The 9,715-nt window shown below is 72.6% G+C and carries 8 protein-coding genes; 4 read left to right on the top strand and 4 right to left on the bottom strand.

The window, feature by feature from the left end; genetic code table 11:
• Positions 1-8: 8 nt before the first annotated feature.
• From AB0C69_RS30915 to AB0C69_RS30900, 4 genes are all read right to left on the bottom strand, one after another.
• On the bottom strand, positions 9-497 hold the full coding sequence (locus AB0C69_RS30915; RefSeq protein WP_360358565.1) for a biotin/lipoyl-containing protein: 489 nt from the start codon (positions 495-497) through the stop codon (positions 9-11).
• A gap of 5 nt (positions 498-502) precedes the next feature.
• Entirely contained in the window at positions 503-1,486 is a 984-nt protein-coding gene (locus tag AB0C69_RS30910; protein WP_345171116.1) for an alpha-ketoacid dehydrogenase subunit beta, read from the bottom strand.
• Entirely contained in the window at positions 1,483-2,613 is a 1,131-nt protein-coding gene (pdhA, locus tag AB0C69_RS30905) for a pyruvate dehydrogenase (acetyl-transferring) E1 component subunit alpha (RefSeq protein WP_360358564.1), read from the bottom strand. Before pdhA ends, AB0C69_RS30910 begins: the two co-directional genes overlap by 4 nt.
• 246 nt (positions 2,614-2,859) lie before the next feature.
• A complete protein-coding gene (locus tag AB0C69_RS30900) occupies positions 2,860-4,479 on the bottom strand; it encodes a hypothetical protein (RefSeq protein WP_360358563.1) in 1,620 nt (539 codons plus the stop codon).
• Between the two features lie 95 nt (positions 4,480-4,574).
• Here AB0C69_RS30900 and purS point away from each other — a divergent pair, with 95 nt between their 5' ends.
• From purS to purL, 4 genes are all read left to right on the top strand, one after another.
• Positions 4,575-4,817 carry a phosphoribosylformylglycinamidine synthase subunit PurS gene (gene purS, locus AB0C69_RS30895; protein ID WP_089315160.1) on the top strand — a complete coding sequence of 81 codons (243 nt, stop codon included), beginning with the start codon at positions 4,575-4,577 and terminating at the stop codon, positions 4,815-4,817.
• 224 nt (positions 4,818-5,041) lie between these two features.
• Positions 5,042-5,482, top strand: coding sequence for an ATP-binding protein (locus tag AB0C69_RS30890; RefSeq protein ID WP_345171822.1), 441 nt, complete (start codon positions 5,042-5,044; stop codon positions 5,480-5,482).
• Positions 5,483-5,583: 101 nt separating this feature from the next.
• A complete protein-coding gene (gene purQ / locus AB0C69_RS30885) occupies positions 5,584-6,264 on the top strand; it encodes a phosphoribosylformylglycinamidine synthase subunit PurQ (RefSeq protein ID WP_345171110.1) in 681 nt (226 codons plus the stop codon).
• Between the two features lie 1,154 nt (positions 6,265-7,418).
• Positions 7,419-9,617 (top strand): phosphoribosylformylglycinamidine synthase subunit PurL, encoded by a 2,199-nt coding sequence (gene purL / locus AB0C69_RS30880; protein ID WP_360358566.1) that lies wholly within the window; start codon positions 7,419-7,421, stop codon positions 9,615-9,617.
• The last annotated feature ends 98 nt before the right edge of the window (positions 9,618-9,715 follow it).

Here is a 9,715-nt window from a genome sequence, read left to right as displayed (position 1 = left end):
TGACGACATCACCTCAGAACACACGCGGGCGCCGGGGCGACCGGGGCCGCGGACGCCGCGCCGTTGGCGGACCTGCGGGGACGGCGTCTGGTCGTCCCCTCCTTCACTCCGTAGCCGACGAGGACGGGCGTGCGCTTCGGCGGCTCCTGCGGCGACACCATGCCGGGCTCGTTGACGGTCGGGACGCCCTCCTCGCGGAGCGCGGCCGCCTGCGCCGGGGGCTCGGACACGGGCGTCGCCACGCCGCCCTCGCCGCCCGGGTCCACCGCGATGATCGGGACCCCGACGTCCACGGTCTGCCCCTCGGTGACCATGAGCTCGGTCACCACGCCCTCGAACGGGCAGGGCAGCTCCACGATCGCCTTCGCCGTCTCGATCTCGACGATGGTCTGGTTCACCTCGACGGTGTCGCCGGGCTGCACGTGCCACTTGACGATCTCGGCCTCGGTCAGGCCCTCGCCCACGTCGGGCAGTTTGAACAGTTTGGGCTGGCTCACCGGCGTCACCACGCGAAGGTCCGGTCGACCGCGTCCAGGATGCGGTCGAGGTCGGGCAGGTAATGGTCCTCGATGCGGGACGGCGGGTACGGGGTGGAGAACCCGCCGACGCGCAGCACCGGCGACTCCAGCCGGTAGAAGCACTTCTCGGTGATCCGGGCGGCCAGCTCGGCGCCGTACCCGTTGAACACGGGCGCCTCGTGGACGACGACGCAGCGTCCCGTCCGGTTCACCGAGTCGGTCACCGTGCCGATGTCGAGCGGGTTCAGCGAGCGCAGGTCGATGACCTCCAGCTCCCGCCCCTCCTCGGCGGCGGCCCCGGCCGCCTCCAGGCACGTCTTCACCGCCGGCCCGTAGGCGAGCAGCGTCGCGTGCTCGCCCGGCCGCACGACCGCGGCCCGGTGCAGCGGCGTCCAGTCGGCGGGGTCGGCGTCGGTGTCGACCTCCGCCTTGTCCCAGTAGCGGCGCTTCGGCTCGAAGAAGACCACGGGGTCGGGGGAGGCGATCGACTGCTGGATCATCGAGTAGGCGTCCAGCGGGTTCGAGCACGCCACCACGCGCAGCCCGGCGGTGTGCGTGAAGTACGCCTCGGGCGACTCGGAGTGGTGCTCGACCGCGCCGATGCCGCCGCCGCACGGGATCCGGACGACGACCGGCAGCTCCAGCGCGCCGAGCGAGCGCATCCGCATCTTCGCCAGCTGCGTGATGATCTGGTCGGCGGCGGGGAACACGAACCCGTCGAACTGGATCTCCACCACGGGCCGGTAGCCGCGCAGCGCCAGCCCGATCGCCGTCCCGACGATGCCGGACTCGGCGAGCGGGGTGTCGATGACCCGCTCCTCGCCGAAGTCCTTCTGCAGGCCGTCGGTGATGCGGAAGACGCCGCCGAGCTTGCCGACGTCCTCGCCCATGACCAGGACCTTGGGGTCGTTCTCCATGGCCTTGCGCAGGCCCACGTTGAGGGCCTTGCCGAGGGTCAGGGTGCTCACTTCGCCTCCTCCTCGAACGACGCCAGGTAGGCGGCGAACTGCTCCTGCTCCTCGGTCATCAGCGGATGCTCTTCCCCGTACACGTGGTCGAACATCGACAGGGGCTCCGGGTCGGGAAGCGCCAGGCACGCCTCACGCAGCTCCCTGGTGATCTGCTTGGCCTCGTCCTCCACCTTCTGGAAGAACCCCGCGTCGGCCATGTCGCCGCGCACCAGGTACGCCTTGACGCGCTCGATCGGGTCCTTGAGCTTCCACGCCTCTTCCTCGGTCTTCAGCCGGTAGCGCGTGGGGTCGTCGGTCGTGGTGTGGGCGCCCATCCGGTAGGTGTACGCCTCGACGAGCGTGGGGCCCTGGCCGGTTCTGGCGTTCTCCAGGGCCTTCTTGGTGACGGCCAGACAGGCGAACACGTCGTTGCCGTCCACGCGGATGCCCGGGAAGCCGAAACCCTGCGCGCGCTTGTAGAGAGGGATCCTGGACTGCCGTTCGAGGGGCTCGGAGATGGCCCACTGGTTGTTCTGGCAGAAGAACACGATCGGCGCGTTGAAGACCGAGGCGAACACGAAGGACTCGTTCACGTCGCCTTGGGACGTCGCTCCGTCCCCGAAGTAGGCGATCGTGGCGCCGGCGGACGGGGTGCCGAGCACGCCGTCCCTCTGGACGCCCATCGCGTACCCGGTCGCGTGCAGTGTCTGGCTGCCGATCACGACGGTGTACAGGTGGAAGCCGTGCTCCTTCGGGTCCCACCCGCCGTGGTTGATGCCCCGGAACATGCCGAGCAGCTTCAGCGGCTCCACGTCCCGGCACCAGGCGACGCCGTGCTCCCGGTACGTCGGGAACACCATGTCGTTGGCGGACGCCGCCCGACCGGAGCCGATCTGCGCCGCCTCCTGCCCGAGCAGCGACGCCCAGAGGCCGAGCTCGCCCTGCCGGGTGAGGGCCACGGCCTCCTGGTCGATCCGCCGCACGATCACCAGGTCGCGGTACAGGCCGCGCACGTCCTCGGCGCCGAGGTCCAGCGGGTAGTCCGGGTGCTCGATCCGCTCGCCCTCGGGGGTGAGCAGCTGGACGAGTTCGGGCTCGGCGGCCTTCGGGGTGTCGGGCGCGCCGCGCACGGAGTCGATCGTCATCGATGACACTCCTCGTTCGGGGCCGTCGCGCGGGGTCGCCGCGCGGTCGGCCGATGTCGACGGCCCGCCCCCGGTAAGGGACAAAAGCCGCAACACCATCGTGGCAGACATCACACCCTGCGATGCAAGCCCCCGCCACCGCGATGCGAGTCCCGCCACCAGAGGTCCTACCCCCGGCCCTACCCCGCGATCCGGGCGTGACGCACGTTACGTCCGCTGTCCCTCATGTCCGGATCGCCCGGCTCGCTACTCCCGGGAGAGGGCCCGCGTGGCGCCCGCGGCGACCGTCAGGCCGAGGAGCAGCCCCGCCGCGACGATGAAGTTCGCGATCCACTGGTAGACGCCCTTGGGCGCGAACTCCATCTCCTGGCCGAGGCTGCCGATCGGCAGGAGGAGGTCGAGCGTGTAGAAGAACGCGTTGAAGTGCGGCTTGTGGCCGTCGTCCAGGACGTCCGGCCGGTGGACCGAGAAGACGATCGTCCCGAAGGCGAGCAGGCCGATCAGCCAGCTCGCGGCGCGGAACGGGCGGTAGCCGTAGCCGACCAGCACGTCCTGGAACCAGCCGACGATCTTGCGGGGGAGGCCCTGCGTCCGGCGCCGGTCCCGGGCCTTGGCGAGCAGGACGGAGCGGCCGTCGGCGTCCAGGCCGAGGGAGCGGTAGGTCTGCGCGAGCCGCTCGTAGGGCTGGGGGGCGTAGCCGTCGGTGTCGCGGCGCAGCCACGCCAGCCGCTCGCGGGCGGTGAGCGGCGGTTCGAGGGTCTCGTACTGGAGGCCGTCGAGCTGGAGGCGCTCCGGCCAGGACGCGGCGTCGTCGCGCAGCAGGTTGACGCGCGCGTAGGACAGGTCCGCGGTCCCCTTGATCGGCTCGGCGGTGCGCATCAGCAGCTCCTCGGCCTGGAGGCGCTGCAGGCCGAGCGCGGTCCCCTCGTCGTGGAGCAGGCGCGCGTCGCGCAGGCTGAGCTGCCCGGTGACGCGGGCCCCGGAGAAGCTGACGGCGCCGACGGCGGTGAACCCGTCCGAGCAGTAGACGTCGGTCTCGACGGCCAGGTCGTCGGCGTTCAGGGCGGTCCGCTTGGGGGCGGCCAGACGGGCGCCGACGAACGACAGGTAGCCGCCGACGCGGGCGCCGCGCAGCCGGACCTCGCCCTCGGCGCTGAACCCGCCGTCGCAGAACACGTTCGCGGCCACGTCCAGGCGGCTGGCGTACAGGGCCGCGCCGGACGGGTTGTACAGCCGCGCGCCCCGGAAGATCAGCTGGCCGCCGACGCGGGCCCCCGGCAGCCGGACCTCGCCGTTGGCGGCGAACCCCTGGTCGCAGTAGACGTTCGCCTCGACCGAGAGGCGGTCGGCGAGCATCGCGTCCCCGCCCGGGTTGGACAGGTGCACGCCCGACAGGTTGAGGATGCCGGTGATGTTCGCCCCGTCCAGCCACAGGCCGCCGTTGACGCGGCTGCCCTCCAGCCACAGGTGGCCGTCCACCCGCGTGCCGGAGGCGATCAGGCCGGGCAGCCGGCAGCGCATCAGGTGGACGCTGTTCATGCTCGCCCAGTACAGGTGGGGCGCCTCGTCGAAGTCGCATCCGGTGAGCGCCAGCGGGACCCGGACCTCCGCGTGCCCGAGGTTCAGCGCGCCGGTGATGCGGGCGCCGCCGAGCCGCACCGCGGCGACCTGGCCGGGCTCGGCCTCCACCGCGCCCACGAGCAGCGCGACGAGGACCTCTGCCCTGACCATGCGGTCACGTCCCCACCGGTCGGAGCGCGTGATGTCGTCCATCGCCTGGTCGCCGACCGACAGGTCGACGGATTCCCCCTTGGGGAACGCCTCCCAGAGGCGGCGCTCCACGGGGGTGAGGTCCTCGATGTTCATCGGCTGGCTCCGGGGGTGCTGATGGCTCGTGATGGGCCATGGTGCCGTACGCTTCAGGATCGTAAGCAAAAGCGCAGATCAGTGAGGGGGCGACCGTGGCGCGTGTCGTCGTGGACGTCATGCTCAAGCCGGAGATCCTCGACCCGCAGGGGCAGGCGATCGCCCGCAAGCTGCCGCAGATGGGGTTCGACGGGGTCGTGGCCGTCCGGCAGGGCAAGCGGTTCGAGGTGGAGCTGGAGGGGGACGCCGACGAGGCGGCCCTGGAGAAGGTCGGCAAGATCGCCGAGACGCTGCTGGCGAACCCGGTCATCGAGAACTACGAGGTTCACGTTCTGTAACCGTCCGGGCGCGTGGCCGGGACCGGCCCGCCGCCCGAACCGGCGGGCGAACGCCGCCGGTTTCCGGTCGTGACATGGCCCGTTCCAATCCGCGGGCCCGCGACTGTGGCGATTACGGAAGTTTCCTCCGGGGAAGTGTTAGCTGCGTTGAGTCGTCGAGCACGCTCCGGGACCGGGGGCACGGTCGGGACGCCCGGAGCATGACACGAGGTGTCCGGGTGGATATGAGGTTCTCGCTCGCGCTGCCGCGCGACGCGATGAGCATCCCGGTGGTCCGCCGGGTGACGGGCGAGGCCCTGCGCGGCCTCGGCGTCGCCGAGGACTGCGTCGACGACCTCCTGGTCGCGATCTCCGAGGCGTGCACGAACGTCATCGAGCACGCCCGCGCGAACGGCGACTACGAGGTGACGGGCCACGTGCACGACGGCACCTGCCTGCTCAAGATCATGGACTGGGGTCGCGGACTGCGGTCCGCCCCGCCCGAACCGGGGCCGCTGAGCGAGTCGGGGCGCGGCATCGGGCTCATGCGCGCGCTGGTGGACGACCTGAACATCGACTCCGCGCCCGACCGCGGCACCGTCGTTCACCTGCGAAAGCGGCTGACCTGGAGGGACGGGGCGCTGGTCCGGCGCCTCGACCGCAACCTCATTCCCAACGCCGGGTAGATTGGGACCTGCGCGCGGGGGAATGCGACGCGCATCGGGGTTGATCGGCGGAGGAGATCCCGATCGTCTCGGCCGCACCTCATTTCGGAGGAACAGAACAGATGGACGCTGCCCGGGTTGGGATCATCACCTTCCCAGGTTCCCTTGACGACAAGGACGCCGCACGCGCGGTGCGGCTGGCCGGCGCGGAGCCGGTCGCCCTCTGGCACGGCGACCACGACCTGCAGGGGGTCGACGCCGTCGTCCTGCCCGGCGGGTTCTCCTACGGGGACTACCTGAGGGCCGGGGCGATCGCCCGGTTCGCGCCGCTGATGTCCGAGGTCGTGGCCGCCGCGGGCGCCGGCCTGCCGGTCCTCGGGATCTGCAACGGGTTCCAGGTGCTGTGCGAGTCGCACCTGCTGCCCGGCGCGCTGCTCCCGAACGCGGGGCTGCACTTCGTCTGCCGCGACCAGCGGCTGCGCGTCGAGAACGCCGACACCGCGTGGACCTCCGAGTACCAGGAGGGCCAGGAACTGGTGATCCCGGTGAAGAACCGGGACGGCCGCTACACCGCCGACCGGGAGACGCTGCTCGAACTGGCCGACTCCGGCCGCATCGTCGCCCGCTACCTCGACCTGAACCCGAACGGCTCCCAGGACGACATCGCCGGGATCTGCAACGAGGCCGGCAACGTGGTCGGGCTCATGCCCCATCCCGAGCACGCCGTCGAGTCGCTGACCGGGCCGTCCACCGACGGGCTCGGCTTCTTCACCTCGATCGTCAAGAGACTGGTCAACGCATGAGTGAGCAACGGCCCCACGCTTCCGGAAGGGCTAGGCGGGACGAGGACGAGCCCTCGATGGAGTGGCTCGGCGAGCTCAAGTCCGACGCGGACGACCCGGAGCTCCAGCCCGTCAACCCCGCTGTGACGCAGGGCTTCAAGGCCATCCTCGAAGAGGAGCAGCCCCCCGCCCTGCCCGGCTCCGAGGACCCGGCCGCCGAACCGGCCCCCGGGCCCTTCACCGGGCCCATCCCGGTGCTGAACGACGAACCCGTCCCGGGCCCTGCGCCGTCCCAAGGCGTGCCCGACCAGGAGTTCGCGCGGGCCCTCGAAGAGGAGCGCTCCAGCGGCGACCCCACGTCCACCGTCGCGGACCCGTCGCTCACCGTGCCCGACCTGAGCGCCTTCGCCGCGCCGCCGCCCTCCCGCGGCACGGGCAGCGGCCCGCAGCGCGTGGCCGGTTCTGGCACGGGCCCGCAGCCGGCGGTCGGCCACGGCACGGGCCAGCAGCCCGCCGTGGGCACCGGCACCGGCCCGCAGCCCGCGGTAGGCCAGGGCACCGCCCCGCAGCCCGCGGTCGGCTCGGGCACGGGCCCTCAGCCCGCCGTCGGGCGGGGCACGGGCCCGCAGCCTCTCATCGACCTGAACACGGGCCCGCTGGCGCAAGGCCCGGGCACCGGCCCGCTTCCCCCGGTGGGCCCGGGCACGGGCCCTCAGCCCGCCGTGGGCACCGGTACGGGCCCGCAGCCCGCCGTCGGGCGCGGCACGGGCCCGCAGCCGACCGTCCGCCCGGGAACCGGCCCGCTGCCCGCCATCGGGCAGGGCACGGGCCCCCAGCCCCCGGTCGGCCTCGGCACAGGCCCCCTGCCCGCCGTCCGCCCGGGGACGGGCCCGCTGCCCCGGATCAGTCCGGGAACGGGTCCGCTGCCCGCGGTCGGCTCCGGCACGGGTCCGCAGCCCGCCGTGGGGCGCGGCACCGGCCCGCAGCCCGCCATCGGCTCCGGCACGGGCCCCCTGCCCGCCGTCGGGCGCGGCACGGGCCCGCAGCCCGCCATCGGACGCAGCACCGGCCCGCAGCCCGCGATCGAGGCGCCCGCGCGCTACGACCACGGCACCGACACGGTCGCCGTCGCCGCCGCGTCCCCCGAGCGCCCGCAGCCGTACGCCGAGCTGGGGATGAACGAGGAGGAGTACCAGCGCGTCCGCAACATCCTGGGGCGCCGGCCCACCTCGGCCGAGCTGGCGATCTACTCCGTCATGTGGAGCGAGCACTGCTCCTACAAGAGCTCCAAGGTGCACCTGCGCCAGTTCGGCGACAAGGCCCCCAAGACCGACAAGCTCCTCGTCGGCATGGGAGAGAACGCCGGTGTCGTGGACATCGGCCAGGGCTGGGCCGTCACCTTCAAGGTGGAGTCGCACAACCACCCGTCCTACGTCGAGCCGTACCAGGGCGCCGCGACCGGCGTCGGCGGGATCGTCCGCGACATCATGTCGATGGGGGCGCGCCCCATCGCCGTCATGGACTCCCTGCGCTTCGGCCCGGCCGACGCCGCCGACACCCAGCGCGTCCTGCCCGGCGTGGTCGCCGGCGTGGGCGGTTACGGCAACTCCCTCGGCCTGCCCAACATCGGCGGCGAGACGGTCTTCGACGCCTGCTACGAGCAGAACCCGCTCGTGAACGCCCTGTGCGTCGGCGTGATGAAGCACGAGGACATCAAGCGCGCGGTGGCCCCCGGCCCCGGCAACCAGGTGATCCTGTTCGGCGCCCTGACCGGCCCGGACGGCATCGGCGGCGCGTCCGTCCTCGCCTCGGCCACCTTCGACGAGGAGTCGCACCAGAAGCGGCCGTCGGTCCAGGTGGGCGACCCGTTCATGGAGAAGCTGCTCATCGAGTGCTGCCTGGAGCTGTTCCGCGAGGACCTCGTGGTCGGCATCCAGGACCTCGGCGCCGCCGGCGTGTCGTGCGCCACGACGGAGCTGGCCGCGGCCGGCACCGGCGGCATGCACGTCGACCTCGACGCCGTCCCGCTCCGCGACGAGACGCTCCGCCCTGAGGAGATCCTCATGAGCGAGTCGCAGGAGCGCATGATGGCGGTGGTGGAGCCCGCCAAGGTCGAGCGCTTCATGGAGATCTGCGCGCGCTGGGAGATCCCGGCCACCGTGATCGGTACGGTCACCGACACCCGCCGGCTGGTCATGACGTGGCGGGGCGAGACGATCGTCGACATCCCGCCGGTCACGGCCGCCGACGAGGGCCCCGTCTACAACCGTCCGCTGGCGCCCCCGCACGACCTCGGCGCCCTGCAGTCCGACACCCCGGGCCGGCTCACCCGCCCGTCCAACGGCGACGAGCTGCGCCGGACCGTCCTCTGGCTGGCCGGGTCCCCGAACCTCGCCGGCAAGACGTGGGTGACGTCCCAGTACGACCGGTACGTCCTCGGCAACACCGTCATGGCCATGCCCGAGAACGCCGGCGTCGTCCGCATCGACGACGAGTCGGGCCTCGGCATCGCGCTGTCCCTGGACGGCAACGGCCGCTACACCCGGCTCGACCCGTACGCGGGCGCGCAGCTCGCGCTGTCCGAGGCGTTCCGCAACGTCGCCGCGACCGGCGCGCGGCCCCTGGCCGTCACCAACTGCCTGAACTTCGGCTCCCCGGAGGACCCGGGCGTCATGTGGCAGTTCGCGCAGGCGGTCACGGGCCTGGCGGACGGCTGCCAGTACCTCGGCATCCCCGTCACGGGCGGCAACGTCAGCTTCTACAACCAGACGGGCAACGCCCCGATCAACCCGACCCCGGTCATCGGCGTCCTCGGCGTCCACGATGACGTGCGCCGCCGGGTGAACATGTCGCTGGCCACCGACGGCGCCACGATCGCCCTCCTCGGCGAGACCCGCGAGGAGTTCGGCGGCTCGGAATGGGCGCACGTCGTCTACGGGCACCTGGGCGGCCTGCCGCCGCTGGTCGACCTGAAGGCCGAGGCGGCCCTGGCGTCCGTCATGGTCGCGGCCGTCCGGGACGGGCTGGTCAACGCCGTGCACGACCTCTCCGACGGCGGCCTCTCGCAGACGCTGGTGGAGTCGTGCCTGCGCGGCGGCCTCGGCGCCCGCATCACCCTGCACGGCGACCCGTTCGTCGCGCTGTTCAGCGAGTCGGTGGCCCGCGCCATGGTCGTCGTCCGCCCGGGCGCCGAGTCGCGTCTCGCGGCCTTGTGCGAGTCGGCGGGCGTCCCGGTCAGCCAGATCGGCGTGGCGGGCGGCGACGCCCTGCACGTGACGTCCCGCGGCCCCGAAGGCGACCAGGAGCTGTTCAGCATCGGCCTCTCCGAACTCCGCGAGGCCCACGAACGCATGCTCCCCACCTACGCCGACTGACCCGAGCAGTGAAGGGCGCCCACCGGCCGTCCGCCTGGGCGGCGGCGACTTCGGCCAGGCCGGGCGGGCGCATCCGCCCGGCGGCGGTCATTCCGAAC

The organism is Actinomadura sp. NPDC048032, assembly GCF_040653175.1.
GTDB lineage: Bacteria > Actinomycetota > Actinomycetes > Streptosporangiales > Streptosporangiaceae > Spirillospora > Spirillospora verrucosospora.
The sequence above is the reverse complement of the archived record's forward strand: the minus strand, read 5'-3'. Positions and strand labels throughout refer to the sequence as shown.